Annotated in this window: 15 protein-coding genes; 10 read left to right on the top strand and 5 right to left on the bottom strand. The window is 64.0% G+C overall.

Annotated elements, in window-relative coordinates:
• Positions 1-62: 62 nt before the first annotated feature.
• From JQ611_RS05640 to scpA, 4 genes are read left to right on the top strand one after another with little or no spacing between them, the layout of a single operon-like run.
• The gene (locus JQ611_RS05640; RefSeq protein WP_212464757.1) at positions 63-1,928 is read left to right on the top strand and encodes a methylmalonyl-CoA mutase family protein; all 1,866 of its coding nucleotides are present in this window, start codon (positions 63-65) and stop codon (positions 1,926-1,928) included.
• A 2-nt stretch (positions 1,929-1,930) separates the two neighbouring features.
• Complete coding sequence (locus JQ611_RS05635; protein ID WP_212265420.1) at positions 1,931-2,395, top strand: GFA family protein; 465 nt, start codon at positions 1,931-1,933, stop codon at positions 2,393-2,395.
• Between the two features lie 18 nt (positions 2,396-2,413).
• Complete coding sequence (locus JQ611_RS05630; RefSeq protein WP_212385628.1) at positions 2,414-2,872, top strand: hypothetical protein; 459 nt, start codon at positions 2,414-2,416, stop codon at positions 2,870-2,872.
• Entirely contained in the window at positions 2,869-5,025 is a 2,157-nt protein-coding gene (gene scpA / locus JQ611_RS05625; RefSeq protein WP_212464756.1) for a methylmalonyl-CoA mutase, read from the top strand. The genes JQ611_RS05630 and scpA overlap by 4 nt, the downstream gene beginning before the upstream one ends.
• A 2-nt stretch (positions 5,026-5,027) precedes the next feature.
• On the opposite strand, the gene JQ611_RS05620 is transcribed toward scpA, so the two are convergent.
• Positions 5,028-5,498: an SRPBCC family protein gene (locus tag JQ611_RS05620; RefSeq protein WP_212464755.1), complete on the bottom strand. Its 471-nt coding sequence runs from the start codon at positions 5,496-5,498 to the stop codon at positions 5,028-5,030.
• Positions 5,499-5,715: 217 nt separating this feature from the next.
• Between JQ611_RS05620 and JQ611_RS05615 the strand changes: the two genes are divergently transcribed.
• The 6 genes from JQ611_RS05615 to JQ611_RS05590 all read left to right on the top strand — a co-directional run bounded on the left by JQ611_RS05615 (position 5,716) and on the right by JQ611_RS05590 (position 12,036).
• The gene (locus tag JQ611_RS05615) at positions 5,716-6,708 is read left to right on the top strand and encodes a tripartite tricarboxylate transporter substrate binding protein (protein ID WP_211995653.1); all 993 of its coding nucleotides are present in this window, start codon (positions 5,716-5,718) and stop codon (positions 6,706-6,708) included.
• A 46-nt stretch (positions 6,709-6,754) separates the two neighbouring features.
• On the top strand, positions 6,755-7,240 hold the full coding sequence (locus JQ611_RS05610; RefSeq protein WP_212265425.1) for a tripartite tricarboxylate transporter TctB family protein: 486 nt from the start codon (positions 6,755-6,757) through the stop codon (positions 7,238-7,240).
• Between the two features lie 3 nt (positions 7,241-7,243).
• On the top strand, positions 7,244-8,752 hold the full coding sequence (locus tag JQ611_RS05605) for a tripartite tricarboxylate transporter permease (protein ID WP_212265426.1): 1,509 nt from the start codon (positions 7,244-7,246) through the stop codon (positions 8,750-8,752).
• A 51-nt stretch (positions 8,753-8,803) separates the two neighbouring features.
• Positions 8,804-9,793, top strand: coding sequence for a methylmalonyl Co-A mutase-associated GTPase MeaB (gene meaB, locus JQ611_RS05600; RefSeq protein WP_212464754.1), 990 nt, complete (start codon positions 8,804-8,806; stop codon positions 9,791-9,793).
• Positions 9,790-10,443, top strand: coding sequence for a pyroglutamyl-peptidase I (locus tag JQ611_RS05595; RefSeq protein WP_212265428.1), 654 nt, complete (start codon positions 9,790-9,792; stop codon positions 10,441-10,443). Before meaB ends, JQ611_RS05595 begins: the two co-directional genes overlap by 4 nt.
• Positions 10,444-10,665: 222 nt before the next feature.
• A complete protein-coding gene (locus tag JQ611_RS05590; protein WP_212464753.1) occupies positions 10,666-12,036 on the top strand; it encodes a TIGR03808 family TAT-translocated repetitive protein in 1,371 nt (456 codons plus the stop codon).
• 12 nt (positions 12,037-12,048) lie between these two features.
• Here JQ611_RS05590 and JQ611_RS05585 read toward each other — a convergent pair whose 3' ends face one another.
• The 4 genes from JQ611_RS05585 to JQ611_RS05570 all read right to left on the bottom strand — a co-directional run bounded on the left by JQ611_RS05585 (position 12,049) and on the right by JQ611_RS05570 (position 16,271).
• Complete coding sequence (locus JQ611_RS05585) at positions 12,049-12,558, bottom strand: TIGR03809 family protein (RefSeq protein WP_212265430.1); 510 nt, start codon at positions 12,556-12,558, stop codon at positions 12,049-12,051.
• Between the two features lie 548 nt (positions 12,559-13,106).
• Positions 13,107-14,966, bottom strand: a complete 1,860-nt coding sequence (locus tag JQ611_RS05580; RefSeq protein ID WP_409411253.1) for a S8 family serine peptidase — start codon at positions 14,964-14,966, stop codon at positions 13,107-13,109.
• A gap of 31 nt (positions 14,967-14,997) precedes the next feature.
• Positions 14,998-15,705, bottom strand: coding sequence for a hypothetical protein (locus JQ611_RS05575; RefSeq protein WP_212464752.1), 708 nt, complete (start codon positions 15,703-15,705; stop codon positions 14,998-15,000).
• Positions 15,702-16,271 carry a sigma-70 family RNA polymerase sigma factor gene (locus tag JQ611_RS05570; RefSeq protein ID WP_212205314.1) on the bottom strand — a complete coding sequence of 190 codons (570 nt, stop codon included), beginning with the start codon at positions 16,269-16,271 and terminating at the stop codon, positions 15,702-15,704. The genes JQ611_RS05575 and JQ611_RS05570 overlap by 4 nt, the downstream gene beginning before the upstream one ends.

The raw sequence follows: 16,271 nt of genomic DNA, 5'->3' as shown, positions 1-16,271 counted from the left end.
TGGCGGCCGCCCCGTGGCAATTTCGGGCCAAATCAAGAGGCGACCAAGGAACGACTGTCCGGATGACGACCACCACCAATGAGTTGCGATTAGCCGCGGATTTTGCCCCCGCGAACTACGAAGACTGGCGCAAGCTGGTCGACGGGGTACTGAAAGGCGCGCCGTTCGAGAAGCTCATCGGCAAGACATCCGATGGATTGAAGATCGATCCGATCTACCCGCGCGCGCAAGGCGCCGCCCCGGTCGCCGGCCGCCCTGCGGCCACGCCCTGGCAGATCATGCAGCGGGCCGATCATCCCGACGCCAAAGCGGCCAACGCGCAGGCGCTGCACGACCTCGAAAATGGCGCGACCGGGCTCACCCTCGTGTTCGCCGGCGCCAATGGCGCCTACGGCTTCGGGCTGGATCCCTCGCCGGAAGCGGTGGCGCAAATCCTCGATGGCATCTATCTCGATGCCGGCATCGGCATCGAACTTCAGATCGGTCCGCAGTCGCGGATGGCGGCCATCCATGTCGCGGAATATATCAAGGGCAAGGGGCTCGATCCTGCGGCCTGCGATACCCGTTTCGGGCTCGACCCGCTCGGGGCCGGCGCGGTGTGGGGTTCCAGCCCCTATAGCTGGTCCGAGATCGTGCCCGCGGTCACCAGCGCCATCAAAGGCCTTGCCGCGCTCGGCTTCAAAGGTCCGCTCGCGGCCGCCGACGGGCGCGTGATCCACGATGCCGGCGGATCGGAAGTCCAGGAGCTGGCGTTTGTGCTCGCCGCAAGCGTCGCCTATCTGCGCGCGATCGAAACGGCCGGCATCTCGCTCGAAGACGCGCAGGGCATGGTCTATGCGCGGCTTTCCGCCGACGCCGACCAGTTCCTGACGCTGGCGAAATTCCGCGCGCTGCGGCTGTTGTGGGCGCGGGTCGAGCAGGCCTGTGGCCTCGTGCCCAAACCGCTGTTCGTCGCTGCCGATACCGCCTGGCGCATGCTGACGCAGCGCGACCCGTACGTGAACATGCTGCGCGCGACGATGGCGACCTTCTCCGCCGGCCTCGGCGGCGCCAACGCCATCACCGTGCTGCCGCATACGCTGGCGCTGGGCTTGCCCGATCCGTTCGCGCGCCGCGCCGCGCGCAACACGCAGCTGGTGCTGCTGGAAGAATCCAACCTCGCCAAAGTGTCCGATCCCGCCGCCGGCTCCGGCGGCATCGAGACGCTGACAAAACAGCTTTGCGAAGCCGCGTGGTCGCTGTTCCAGGACATCGAAAAGGCCGGCGGCCTGTTCGCCGCGCTCGAGCAGAACCTGATCCAGCGCAAGGTCGCTGCAACGCGAGCCGTGCGCGAGACCAACATCGCCAAGCGCCGCGACGTACTGACCGGCGCCAGCGAATTTCCGAACCTGCACGAGGCCGAGATCGCGGTGCTGGACGCAAAACCGATTGCGCTGGCGCCCTATGGCGAAGCCAAATTCAAGTTCGACGCGCTGCCGCCGATGCGGCTGGCCGCGCCGTTCGAAGCGTTGCGCGACAAATCGGACGATAAGCTCAAGAACGGCGGCGCACGGCCCAAGATATTCCTCGCCAATCTCGGCACCCCGGCCGATTTCACCGCGCGGGCGACATTTGCAAAAAGCTTCTTCGAGACCGGCGGCATCGAGGCGATCGATACGCAGGGCTTTGCCGATCCGGCGGCGCTTGCCGCCGCATTCAAGGCCTCCGGCGCTGACGTGGCGTGCCTCTGTTCCTCCGACAAAGTCTATGCCGCTCAGGCGATAGCGGCCGCACAGGCCCTTCAAGCCAGCGGTGCAAAGCATATCTATCTGGCAGGGCGGCCCGGCGAACAGGAAGCAGCACTACGGGCCGCCGGCGTCGGTGACTTCATTTTTGCCGGCGGCGATGCGCTCGCAATGTTGCGGGACGCCTGGAAGCGGATGGAGTGAGCATGACATCGGAGAGAAAAGCTGTTCTGACCGGCGGCTGCCAGTGTGGCGCCGTGCGTTTCGCGGCTTATGCGGGCCCGGTGAAGATAGGCTTGTGCCACTGCCGCATGTGCCAGAAAGCGGTGGGCGGCCCTTTCATTTCGCTCGCCGAAGTCAAGCACGAGGATTTTGCCTGGACCCGCGGCAAACCGGCGACCTATCGCTCGTCGACGATCGCCGAGCGCGACTTCTGCGCCGCGTGTGGGACGCCGCTCAGCTACCGGGTGATCGACGGAACGGTGATCGAGCTTACCACCGGCAGTTTCGACCGGCCGGACCTCGTGGTTCCGACCTACGCCACCGGCACCGAGTCCCATTTGGCCTGGGTCGGCAGGATCGGCGATCTGCCAGGCAGGAGCACACTTGAGGGTACTGGTAGCGAAAAGCTTAGCCGTATCGTCAGCCACCAGCATCCGGACCATGATTGAGGACAGGCCGCGACCCGAATGGCACAGACACCTTCAGCAGGCGATATGGCTGGTCAGGATGACCTGCCGCAACTCGAAGCTGAGCGCGATCGACTGCTCTCGATGATCGCTTATCATAACGGACCATTCTATCCGATGCGGTCGGCACGCTGGCTGCGGCCGGCATCGCCGGAGGACCAGGCGCCGACATGGCTTGCTGTAACCGGGATTGCCATCATTTGCGGCATCGCAATTTTGATCGTGGCAGGGTTTTTCGCCGGCCAGGTTCCGGCTTCCACCGTCCTTTTCGTGGTAGTGGGTTTACCGCTATTGGCGTACATTTTTTCGCGAAGAATAACGTTGTTCGGTATTACGTTTCGAGCAGGAGAAGTGCTTGCGCTCAGTTCAGAGCAGATCGCAGGCGAGCCTGAGACTCTGAAGCGTCTCGCGGACTGCGAGGCACGGATAGCGAAATTGAAGGAAGGCCGCTCATCATGAGCAGAATACCCGATTTCACCGCTGTGAAGTTCGAGCCGGTCGACGCGCCGGCACCGACTGCCGGCGCCGAGCCTTGGCTGACGCCCGAGGGCATCCTCGTCAAGCCCGGCTACAGCGAGGCTGATCTCGAAGGCATCGACTTCCTCGAGACCTGGCCCGGCATTGCGCCCTATCTGCGCGGCCCCTACCCGACCATGTATGTCAACCAGCCCTGGACGATCCGGCAATATGCCGGGTTCTCAACGGCGGAAGATTCCAACGCGTTCTACCGCCGCAACCTCGCGGCCGGACAAAAGGGCCTTTCGGTCGCATTCGATCTGGCGACCCACCGCGGTTATGACAGCGATCATCCGCGCGTCTCCGGCGACGTCGGCATGGCCGGCGTCGCGATCGATTCCATCTATGACATGCGCACGCTGTTTGCCGGCATCCCGCTCGACCAGATGAGCGTGTCGATGACGATGAACGGCGCGGTGCTGCCGATCCTGGCGCTGTTCGTTGCCGCCGCCGAGGAACAGGGCGTGCCGCCGGAGAAACTGTCGGGCACCATTCAGAATGACATTCTGAAAGAGTTCATGGTGCGCAACACCTACATCTATCCGCCTACCCCCTCGATGCGGATCATCTCCGACATCTTTGCCTACACCTCGCAGAAGATGCCGAAGTACAACTCCATTTCGATCTCCGGCTATCACATGCAGGAAGCCGGCGCTACGCAGGACCTCGAGCTCGCCTATACGCTGGCCGACGGCGTCGAATATCTCCGCGCCGGCCTTGCCGCGGGCCTCGACGTCGACCGCTTCGCGCCTCGGCTGTCATTCTTCTGGGCCATCGGCATGAATTTTTTCATGGAGGTGGCAAAAATGCGCGCGGCGCGGCTGCTGTGGGCCAAGCTGCTGACGCAGTTCAATCCGAAGGATCCGCGCTCGCTGTCGCTTCGCACGCATTGCCAGACCTCAGGCTGGTCGCTGACCGCGCAGGACGTCTTCAACAATGTGATGCGCACCACCATCGAGGCGATGGCGGCGACGCAAGGCCACACCCAATCGCTGCACACCAACGCGCTCGACGAAGCCTTGGCGCTGCCGACCGATTTCTCGGCGCGCATCGCCCGCAACACGCAATTGTTCCTGCAACAGGAAAGCGGCACCAACCGCATCATCGATCCCTGGGGCGGCTCTTATTACGTCGAACGGCTGACCCGCGATCTCGCCGCCAAGGCCTGGGGCCATATCCAGGAGGTCGAGGCGCTCGGCGGCATGGCGAAGGCGATCGAGGCCGGCGTGCCGAAGCTAAGAATCGAGGAAGCCTCGGCCAAGACGCAGGCACGGATCGATGCCGGTCGGCAGGCCGTGATCGGTGTCAACAAGTTCAAGCCGGTCAACGAGGCCGCCATCGACGTGCTGAAGGTAGAAAATTCCACCGTGCGTCGGCTGCAGATCGACAAGCTGTCGCGGCTGCGCTCCGAGCGTAATCAGAAGGACGTCGACCAGGCGCTGGCGGCGCTGACGCGCAGCGCCGGCGAAGGCAACGGCAACCTTTTGGCGCTCGCCATCGACGCGGCGCGCGCCAAAGCCACCGTCGGCGAAATCTCGGACGCGATGGAGAAGGTGTTCGGACGGCATCGCGCGGAAATCAAATCCATCACCGGCGTCTACAAGCGGGAGGCGTCCACCATGTCCAACCGGGTCGAAAAAGTGCAGGCGCTGATCGATGCGTTCGAGGATGCCGAGGGCCGCCGCCCCCGTATCCTGGTCGCCAAGATCGGCCAGGACGGCCACGACCGCGGCCAGAAGGTGATCGCGTCAGCCTTTGCCGATGTCGGCTTCGACGTCGATATCGGACCGCTGTTTGCCACCGCCGACGAGGCCGCGCGGCAGGCGGTCGAGAACGACGTGCATATCCTCGGCGTCTCGTCGCTGGCAGCCGCCCACCTCACCGCGGTGCCGGAACTGAAGGCCGCGCTGAAGAAGCAGGGCCGCGAGGATATCATGATCATCATCGGCGGCGTGGTGCCGCCGCAGGATTACGAGGCGCTCTACAAAGCCGGTGCGGAAGCGATCTTCCCGCCGGGCACCGTGATTGCCGACGCCGCCGAAGAGCTGATCCACAAGCTCAATGCAAGGCTGGGGCATAGCGAGGCGGCGGAGTAGCCTCACCCAGCGCGGCGATCCAACGCCCGCTCCAGCGAATGGGTCCAGTCCGGTATCCAGGACTGGAACAGTGTCCGCCAGCGATCGGCATCGTCAGGCGCGGTGTCGAGCGCGACATCCCATTCAATAAAGGTCCGGTCGCCCTCGACGATTCGCATCAGGTGCATGGTGCCCGCATAGCGCGTCGGGCCTGGTGCGTCCGGCAGAATATCTGGTGGAAACGGGAACGGCTCAATGCCGGCATAGGTCCGGGTGTGCTGCGCGTCGGAATGACGAGCCAGGCGCTGCCGGATCCAAGTGCCGAGATAGCAGAAGCGCCTGATGGCACCGACTTCGTCGCCGCCCTTGTCGTCCTCGATGACGCTTTCGCTCACGCCATCGATATAGGCCGGATAATTATTGAAATCACGGATCAGCGACCACACGGTAGCAAGCGGATAATCCAGCACGGTGCTGTAATAGGCTGTCGTCATGTTACCTCCGCAGTCGATCGCGGCTGTCCAGTGACGCCGCGCATGGATACCTATCCGTGCCCCCTGATCGCCGCCACCCGATTTCCGGATGTGTCGTGATGTCCCACCGGCGATCATCCCGCATCATCGCGTAACGCCTTGCGAGCGCAGCGCAAAGCCGCCTAGAATGCTGCATCACAAGAGCGCCCGCTGTCAGGGACGCCGCAGGGAGGATTACATGACCAAAATTACGCGCCGCGCATTTGCGGCTTCAACCGCCGCAGCAGCGGCCGTCGCGGGTTTTGGATTCAAACCGGCGTTGGCGCAGGCTTACCCGGCACGGCCGGTGACTGTGATCGTGCCATGGGGCGCCGGCGGCGGCACCGATGCGACCGCGCGTATCGTGGCGGCACTTTTGGAGAAGGACCTCGGCCAGCCCTTCAACGTGGTCAATCGCACCGGCGGCTCCGGCGTGGTCGGCCATTCCGCCATCGCAACCGCGCCGCCCGACGGCTACACCATCGGTATGCTGACGGTGGAAATCTCGATGATGCACTGGCAGGGACTCACCGAACTGGCGCCAAAGAGCTACACGCCGCTGGCCCTGATGAACGAGGACCCGCCCGGCATCCAGGTCCCTTCAGCGTCGCCCTACAAGACCGTGAAGGAGCTCGCCGACGCCATCAAGGCAGCGCCTGTCGGCAAGTTCAAAGCCTCGGGCACCGGCCAGGGCGGCATTTGGCATCTGGCGCTGGTCGGCTGGATGCAGGCGCTCGGACTTCCTGCAAATCAGGTGGCCTGGGTACCGTCGAACGGTGCCGCCCCCGCGATGCAGGATCTCGCGGCGGGCGGTCTCGACCTGACCACCTGTTCGGTACCGGAAGCGCGCGCGATCATCGAAGCCGGCAAGGCGCGCAGCCTCGCCATCATGGCGCCCAAGCGCAACCCGTCATTCCCCGACGTGCCGACGCTGAAGGAGTCGATGGGCATCGACTATGCGACGGGGGCGTGGCGCGGCATTGCCGGTCCGAAGGGCCTGCCTGCGGACGTCGCGACCAAGCTCACGGCTTCGCTGAAGAAGGTCTACGACTCCAAGGACTTCAAGGACTTCATGAGCAATCGCGGTTTCGGAACGGTGTGGGGTGACGCGACGGAATTCGCGGCATTCATGGACAAGGGCGACGCCCAGATGGGCGAGGCGATGAAAGCTGCCGGCCTCTCCAAGGCCTGATCGGTCCCACCGGTTCACTTGCTCGGAAATACGTGGGGCTCGTTTTATGCGTCTTCCCGATCAAGTCACGGGATTGTTTCTCGTTGGGCTCGGAGCGGCGGCTGCCTATGGCGGCTGGCTGCTGCCGCCCGTGCCCGGTCAGCCGGTGGGCCCCAATATCTTTCCGCTGGTGATCGGGTCGGGTCTCGCGCTTTGCGGGCTTGCGATTGCCCTCGGCATCGGCCGCACCTTCGAAGAGGAAGAAGAGATTATTCCGCTCGAGGCCGGTCAAGCGCGGCCGCCCACCGGCAAGCTTTACGGCCTGCGCGCACTGTTACCGCCGGCGCTGCTGTTGTTCTACGTGGCGGTCGCAGACCGATTGGGTTTCATCATCACGGCCGCGCTGATCGTGTTCGTGACGTCGAGCGCGCTCGGCGCGCGCTGGAAGCTTTCGCTACCGCTCGCGGTGATGGCACCGATCGTCATCCATCTGATTTTCAGCAAGCTACTGCGCGTGCCGCTCCCGGCCGGGCTGTTGCCGATGCCGTGGTGACCCATGCTTAACACCCTGATTGAAGCGTTCGCGCTCATTTCCACCTGGGAAGTCATCATCGCGATGCTGGCGGCATCGGTCTATGGCCTCGTCATAGGATCGCTGCCCGGCCTGTCCGCGACGATGGCGACCGCCCTGCTGGTCCCGGTTACGTTCTATTTGTCACCGATCGCCGCGATTGCGACCATCGTGGCGGCGTCCACGATGGCGATCTTCTCCGGCGACATCCCTGGCGCGTTGCTTCGCATTCCCGGTACTCCCGCCTCGGCAGCTTACGCGGACGAAGCCTATGCCATGACCCGCAAGGGAGAAGCCGAACTGGCGCTTGGCGCCGGCGTATGGTTCTCCGCCGTTGGCGGTATCGCGGGCACGCTCTCGCTGATGATCCTCGCACCGCCGCTTGCCGAGATCGCGCTGTCGTTCTCGACCTTCGAATACTTCTGGCTCGCGTTCCTGGGCCTGATGTGCGCGACGCTGGTCGCGCGCTCTTCGCCCGTAAAGGCCATTGCGGGCATGTTCATCGGCCTGCTTGTCGCCTGCGTCGGGATCGAAAATCCCGGCGGCGTGCCTCGCTTCACGTTTGGAATGACCGATCTGTTCGGCGGCATCGAACCGATCCCGGCGCTGGTTGGCGTATTTGCCGTGGCGCAAGTCATGCGTGCAATGCTGACGCCGGAACCGCCACCAATCCCAAAGCGCAAGTTCGGAAGCATCATGGCGGGCCAGTGGAGGCTCACCAAGAAATATCGCTGGCAGATGACACGCGGGAACATCATCGGCATCATCATCGGGGTGCTGCCAGGCGCCGGTGCCGACATGGCCGCGTGGGTCAGCTACGCGATGTCCAAGCGCTTCTCGAAGGAACCCGAGAAGTTCGGAACCGGCCACGTTGAGGGCCTGGTCGAAGCCGGCGCCAGCAACAACGCCAGCATCGCGTCGGGTTGGGTGCCGTCGCTGCTGTTCGGCATTCCCGGCGACACCATCGCGGCCATCGCCATCGGCGTGCTCTACATGAAAGGATTGAACCCCGGCCCGACGCTGTTCACTGAGAAGGCGTCGAGCATGTATGCGATTTATCTCATGTTCATCATCGCCAACATCATCATGATTCCGCTGGGCATCGTCATGATCCGTCTGGCGAGTTATGTGTTGCGCGCGCCCCGTTCCTCCGTCATGCCCTTCATCATGCTGTGCTGCGCGGTCGGTTCGTTCGCCATCGGCAACAACATGTTCGGCGTCGTGACCGTCGCGGCTTTCGGAATCATTGGTTACGTCATGGAAGCCAACGGTTATCCGGTCGCCGCCATGGTGCTCGGTATCGTGATGGGCACCATGATCGAGCAGAGTTTCGTGACTTCGCTGATCAAGTCCGATGGCAGCGTGTTGCCGTTCTTCGAGCGACCGATTTCCGCGATCCTCGCCGCCCTGGCGATCGGCGCGTTGATTTGGCCGGTGCTGGTCTGGGGGTGGCGACGGCTCAAGGCGATTTCGCCCGCCGCCGCGCCCCGCTAACACGCCACACGATCCCCTCGCCTGCACCGCACAGCCGTTGTAAACCAAGGCATGAACCGGCCGATTGCTCCCCCCGATATCGACAAGCTCGCCAAGGATCTGCGTTTGGGTCACCGCGCCGCGCTGGCGCGTGCGATCACCCTGATCGAGAGCCGCCGTGGCGACCATCAGGCCGCCGCGCGCGACCTGGTGCAGGCGCTGCTGCCCGACACCGGCAAGGCCGTGCGCGTCGGCATCACCGGGTCGCCCGGGGTCGGCAAGTCAACCACCATCGATGCGCTCGGCATGTTCCTGATCGACGGCGGCCACAAGGTCGCGGTGCTGGCGGTCGATCCCTCCTCGGCACGCACCGGCGGCTCCATCCTCGGCGACAAGACGCGGATGGCGCGATTGTCAGCCTCCGACAACGCCTTCATCCGGCCCTCGCCTGCATCAGGCACGCTCGGCGGGGTCGCCGCGAAAACCCGCGAGGCGATGTTGTTGTGCGAGGCGGCCGGCTTCGACGTGGTGCTGGTGGAGACGGTCGGCATCGGCCAGTCCGAGACCGCGGTCTGCGACATGACCGACTTCTTCCTGGCCCTGATGCTGCCCGGCGCCGGCGACGAATTGCAGGGCATCAAAAAGGGCCTGGTCGAACTCGCCGACATGATCGCGGTCAACAAGGCCGATGGCGACAATATCAAGCGCGCCAATCTCGCCGCTGCAGAATATCGCGGCGCGCTGCATATTCTAACGCCCCGTTCCGAGCACTGGCATCCGCCGGTGCTGACCTATTCGGCGCTGACCGGCACCGGCATGGACACGCTGTGGCAGAAGATCCTCGATCACCGCACCGCCATGAATGCCTCGGGCGAATTTGCAGGCAGGCGGCGCGAGCAGCAGGTGAAATGGATGTGGTCGATGCTGGAGCAGCGGATGATGGCGCGGCTGCGCGCCGACCCCGCGATCCGCGCCAGGGTGAAAAAGACCGAGGCCGAGGTCGCCGACGGGCGCATCACGCCGGCGGTTGCGGCCGAACAGATCGCGGAGATGCTGCGGTGAACGACAGGCTTCGCATTCTCCTCACCGGCTTCGGTCCGTTTCCGGGCGCGCCGTATAATCCGACGCAGGCGCTGGTCGAGCGGCTGTTGCGGGTGCGCCGTCCGGCCTTTGCCGACGTGGAAATATCGAGTCACATCTTTCCTGTGACCTACAAGGCGGTCGACCTCGAATTGCCTCAAGCTCTCGCAAAATACCGGCCGCAGGCAATACTGATGTTCGGCTTGGCGGGCCGCACTGCGCATGTCAGGATCGAGACCCGTGCGCGCAACGCCGTGACTTTGCTATGGCCCGATGCGGCGCAAACCCGCGTCCGCAAGGGATCGATCGGGCTCGGCCCGGACGCGATGCGGTTCGGTCCGCATACGTTGCGGCTGCTGCGCGCTGCGCTGGCGACAGGCATCGACGCGCGGCCATCGCGCGATGCTGGTAGTTATCTTTGCAATTATTTGAGCTGGCGCGCGATCGAGGCTGCCGCCGCCAACGATCATCTCCGTCTGGCCTCGTTCGTGCACATCCCGCCGCTCGCACGCGGCGGCGCATTGCGGCGCAAGGGCAACGCACGCATCACGCTCGATGAACTGGTCGATGCCGGCGAGGCGATGCTGCTCGAGATGGTGAAACTGGCGAGGCAGGCGGTACTGACTTCGTAGGTTGGGCAAAGGCGCTCTTGCGCCGTGCCCACCAATCCTGTTCGTTGAGCGATATGGTGGGCACACTGGCGCTTTGCACACCCTACGACCGGTCTACCCAGGATTAACCCTACCCCCAACAATCGCCCTGTTCCGCCCTCGTGTTCACCATGCGCCGGTCCATTTTCGCGCTAGCTTTGGCTTGCGAATGCCATGGCCTGCATTGCGCGAGGATATCGAATCATGGACGCAAAACGCCGCCAGTTCATGGGCGTTTCCGCCGCCGGCATTGCCGGCGCGTTGGCGATGTCGCCGGGCGCTGCGCGCGCGGCGCCGCCGGCCTCGACGTTCGGGCGCGACGCCACGCAATATGGCGTGCGCCCCGGCAGTCCCGACGATCAAACCAAGGCGCTGCAGCGCGCGATCGATGAAGCCGCGCGGGCGCAGGTGCCGTTATCGCTGCCGCCGGGCGTCTACCGCACCGGGCTGCTCCGCCTGCAAAACGGCTCGCAACTGGTCGGCGTGCGCGGCGCGACCAAATTCGTCTTCAGTGGCGGCGCATCGATGCTGCAGAGCGAGGGGGCCGGCGGCATCGGTCTGTCCGGCATCACGTTCGACGGCGGCGCCATTCCGCTGCCGACACGGCGCGGTCTGGTCCATTGCGCGGGTGGGCGCGACGTCCGCATCACCGACTGCGAAATCACCGCCAGCGGCGGCAACGGCATTTGGCTCGAACAGGTCTCCGGCGACATCAGCGGCAACATCTTCACCAAGATCGCGACCACGGCGGTGGTATCGTTCGATGCAAAGGGCCTGATCGTCTCGCGCAACACCATCATCGACACCAACGACAACGGCATCGAGATCTTGCGGACCGCGATCGGAGATGACGGCACGCTGGTCGTGGACAACCGCATCGAGGACATCAAGGCCGGCCCCGGCGGCTCCGGCCAGTACGGCAACGCCATCAACGCCTTCCGCGCCGGCAACGTGATCGTGCGCGGCAACCGCATCCGCAATTGCGACTATTCGGCGGTGCGCGGCAATTCGGCGTCCAACATCCAGATATCAGGCAACAGCGTCAGCGACGTCCGCGAGGTCGCGCTGTATTCGGAATTCTCGTTCGAAGGTGCCGTGATCGCCAACAACACCGTCGATGGCGCCGCCGTCGGCGTCTCCGTCTGCAATTTCAACGAGGGCGGCCGCATCGCGGTCGTGCAAGGCAACATCATCCGCAATCTGTTGCCGAAGCGGCCGGTCGGCACCATTCCGGACGATGACGCCGGCGTCGGCATTTATGTCGAGGCGGACAGTTCCGTGACCGGCAACGTGATCGAGAACGCGCCCTCCTTCGGGATCGTGGCCGGCTGGGGCAAATATCTCCGCGACATCGCCATCACAGGCAATGTGATCCGCAAGGCCTTTGTCGGTGTCGGCGTCTCGGTGGTGCCGGGCGCCGGCACCGCGCTGGTCAACAACAACATGATTTCGGAAACCCCGCGCGGCGCCGTGGTCGGCCTCGACCACGCCCGCGCCATCACGACCGACCTGTCCGCCGAAGGCGCCCAGCGTTACGCCCAGGTGGTGATCGGGACCAATGCAGTGCGGCGATAGGGCGCGGCTCCTCTACAGCGCGTTGCGCAGCAGCGGGTAGCGATCCCTGATCACGTCGAGATCGAGCGCCGGTGGCGAGAGATCGTCCAGCGCCGGCGCATCGGGCACCGAGGGCGCCTCGGCACTATCGGCGAGTACGCTTTCCAGCGCTATCAGGACATCGCCCGGAACATCGCGTGGCGGCTCGGCGGCGACCGGGGCCAGGCTTAGGGCCAGACTTGGAGCCGAAGGGGCGTACTCACGCAGCCGCGCGCTAATTGTCAGCGTCGATTCGCGACGTCCGAGCCAGGATAGATCGACAGCGGTGTTATCGAGCGAGGCCTCGCGCGTCTCCAGCTTGCGCCAGAGTTCGACCGCTTCCTTGGCTTCCCGGATATTTTCGAGAAATGCGTCTTCGGTATGAAAGCGCCGCCAGCGCCCGGTCTCGAACAGTTCGGTGAGGTAATCCAGCCGCTGCTCCGCAAGATTGCACCAGCGCGCAACGATATCGCGGCCACGTGCCACGTCTGCATGATGTGTCATAAAACTGCCCGTAAGGAGAAGAACGGACGCAGACGCAACAGAGGCGAATCAACTGGACGTGGTGGGGATATTCTGTGGAAAACTTCTTGCTTGTCCAGTACGTGACATTACGGGACGCCTCCCAGTGCAAGAAACCCGCATGAATGCTGGGTTACTCGCGCTATCGACGGTCAAGCCGTTCAACGGCATGGCCGCGTTGCGTGGACCTCGCGGTGATTTCACGGACGGCAACGCGGTTCGATCGGCGCACGCACCCCCGGAAGCCTGAGCCTGCTTGATCCGTCTTGATGGCAGAACGGCGCTCGGCCTGCGTCAGTGGAGGCGAGGCTCTCACTCGGAAACGGGGTGCTGAAAAGAAAAGACCCGTCCGGGGGGACAACCGGACGGGTCAAGCCATATGGGCGCTTGGGGTGGATGGGCGCTCGCGCCGAATACAGCCGATGGGGAGGGATAACCGCTCCCACATTCATTAGTCGCAGCAGCTTCGCGGGACGTTCAAAAGGCCGATCGATTTTTTTAACTTTTATTCGGGGCGAGCCGGCCGAAAATCACCGCGTAGCGGGGCGATTGACGTTGTTTGCGGCCGATTTCTCGGACGCCATCGACGGCGCCGAGTCGTTCATCGCTCTGCTCACGGAAGCGTTATCGGCGGGAGCCGGCGCCTTTTGAGATCCCGGAGTTCCCGAAACCGCAGCGAGCGGTACCGCAGGCGCGGCCGTCGAGGCGGTGACGGCAGCGAAAGCATCGACCTCGCCCGCCCCGAACATATCGTCACGGCCGGGCGCGCCAAGGTCGCGGGCGGTCTTGGTCAGGATCGCGCGTAGATCGTTCGGCTTCAACGCAGGATTGCGCTCCAGCATCAGGGCGGCAACGCCGCTGACAAAGGCGGCGGAAAACGAGGTACCCGAGGTGATCTGGTATTTATCATCCGGCGCCGGCAGGAAGATATCCGCGCCGGGCGCTGCGATGGCGATGTGGACACCGCGGTTCGATGCCGCAAACAGCTTTGCCTGCGAGTCGGTTCCGCTCACTGCAATGACGTTCGGATTGGCGGCGGGATAGAGCGCCGGCGATTTGGCGCCGGCATTGCCGGCGGCGGCCACCATCAGGATCCCCCTGGAAGCGGTTGCAGCAACGCCACGCTCGATCAAGGGATCCTTCGGTCCCGCAAAACTCATGTTGATGATCTGCGCACCGTGCTCGGCCGCATAGTCCAGCCCCTTGAGGATCACGTAGGAGGTGCTCTCCGCACCATTTGCGCCGCTGCCGAACGCACGGATCGCCAATAGCCGCGCCTCCGGCGCGCTTCCCATCAGCTTGCCATGCGCCACGATCGCGCCGGCAATGCCGGTACCGTGGACGTGCGGGCCCTCCTTGCTGCCGAGCGCATCGAAACTATCGGCAACCGAATTGACGAGTTCGGGATGTTTGACGTCAACGCCTGAATCGATCACCGCAATGGTGACGTTCATGCCGCGGACCAGCTTGTGCGCCTGTGGCAACCGAAGCTGGGCGACCGCGTATTGCGCGGCGTCGCCCTCGCTCATCGAGCGCTTCTGATCCTGCAGCACATATCGGAAATTGAGCTGCACCGACTTCACCCCACCGGCGCTGTCAGCGGCGAACTCACGGCGGACGACGTCCACCGGGCGCTGATCGATGATCCGGAACAGGCCGATGGTGCCGCCGATCAGCGGGAATTCCTGCGAGGAGAGCCGCTCGAGCCCATGACGCCGGGCCAGTTCATCGGCCTGCGCCGGCGATAACGCGCTGTCGATCTCCGCCACCAGTTCGTTCGGGATTGCGCGCGTGTCGATCGCGGCTGCCTGCGGCGGCGCGTTGTTGCGCGGAGCGTTATTGCCCTTCTTGGTCGAGGTGCCGTTGCCGCCGCCATCGACCGAGAGGACCGGGCGGTCGAAACATTCGCCGTCAGGACCGCGATTGGCGTATTGGCAGACCGGATAGAGGTTGGGCGAGAAACGCAGAGGAAGCGTTGGATCCACACCGACACGGGAGATCTCGGGGCGCCCGTTCGGTATCCGCCCGACCAACGTCGTGTCTCCGCCTCCGCCTCCGCCGTGCGTGGTCGGCGGAACGCGCGCGATGACCCCGGGACCGGGCCGGGTCGTGACGACAGGCCGGTTCGTCGTGATGACGGGCCGGTTCGTGATGACAGGACGGTTCGTGATGACCGGATTGACCCGCGCCCCGACGGTGGGATTGACCCGCGACGTCACGGTCGGATTGATCGTCGGCACGCGGGAATTGAGGTTCAGGCTCGGGGTGCGCATGATGGCTTGCGCGTCGGCCACCGAACCGCCGAACAGCACAAGCGGCAGCGCCATCGCCGACAATGCCCATGCCGCGCGCTGCGCCCTTATCCGCCAATTCACGCCAATATCGACCATGGGACCTCGGCTTGGTCAGGCGACCGACGCCTTACGGCGTCGGCACCGCAAGATTGATGATCTTCTCACCTTGCAACTTGCTCATCAGGTTCGTGACTTCGTCCTTGCCCAGTGCACGGTTGCCAAACTGCAGCCGGAACATGCCGCCCTTGGCGCCATCGACGATCGAAGCCTGATAATTGTCCAGCAGCGCGTTGATGTCGGCCATGCGCGCGTCCGGGTTAAACCGCACCAGCGCGCGCGGCGGCACCGCAGCACCGAGTTCGCGGGTAAGGGGCGCCGCCGTCTGATTCAGGCTCAGCGAAGCCGTTTGGAAGGAAGCAGTCTGATTCTTCACCAGCACCGCGCCGATCACTCCGGCCTGCAGCAGCAGCGCAACCGCGCCAAGGCTCGCCGACCAGGCCAGCGTCCGCGGCGAAAGTTTTGTGAAGAATTCCGCGATCCGCGCCGAGAGATTGATCGACACCGACGGCTTGCGCTCGGGCTCGCCGTCGATCGCCGCGAACAGCTTCTGCATGGCGCGCGCCGACGGCGCACCCAGGCTTTCGTTGAGATGAATGGTCTCGGCGTATTCTTCCTGGATGACGGCATATTGCTTGGCCAACGCGGGATCGCCGGCGAGCGCCTCATCGACGCGACGCGCATCGCGCGCGTTCAACGTGCCGGCCGCATGGAATGGCAGCAGCATCTCGATTTCGCCGGGCTCTTGATCCAGCATTTTCTTGCTCATCGCCATCATGGCCAACCTCGCTCAATGCCGGCTGCCTTCAGCAGTTCGGCTAATTTCTTGCGCGCATAAAACAAACGCGTCTTGACGGTGTTTTCGGGAATTCCGACGATTTCGGCCACCTCTTCCACGGACTTCTCGTGGTAGTAGACGAGATCGACGATCTCCCGATGCTCAGGCGAAAGTGATGTCAGGCACTTGCGCAACGCGTCACTGGTATCTTTCTTCTGAACCACCACTTCCGGATCATCGGACGTATCCTCGATCGCGTTCGCGGTCTCATCGTCCAGTCCAACATCCTTCCGGCGCCTAAGTGCCGACAGGGCCTTGAACCGCGTAATCGCCAGCAGCCAGGTGGTAACGGCGGATCGGCCTTCGAACTTGCCAGCCTGACGCCACACATCGAGAAACACCTCACTGATGAGGTCTTCCGCAACCTGTTCGTCCCTTACGAGCCGAAGCCCGAAACGGAACACCCTGACATGGTGCCTTCCGTAAAGCACCTGCATGGCGAGCCGGTCGCCTTGAGCGATCCGAGCGATCAGAATTTCGTCTGAAGCCGCCTGTGCCGCACTCAA

The sequence above is a fragment of the Bradyrhizobium sp. AUGA SZCCT0182 genome, from assembly GCF_018130185.1.
Lineage (GTDB): Bacteria > Pseudomonadota > Alphaproteobacteria > Rhizobiales > Xanthobacteraceae > Bradyrhizobium.
The sequence above is the reverse complement of the archived record's forward strand: the minus strand, read 5'-3'. Positions and strand labels throughout refer to the sequence as shown.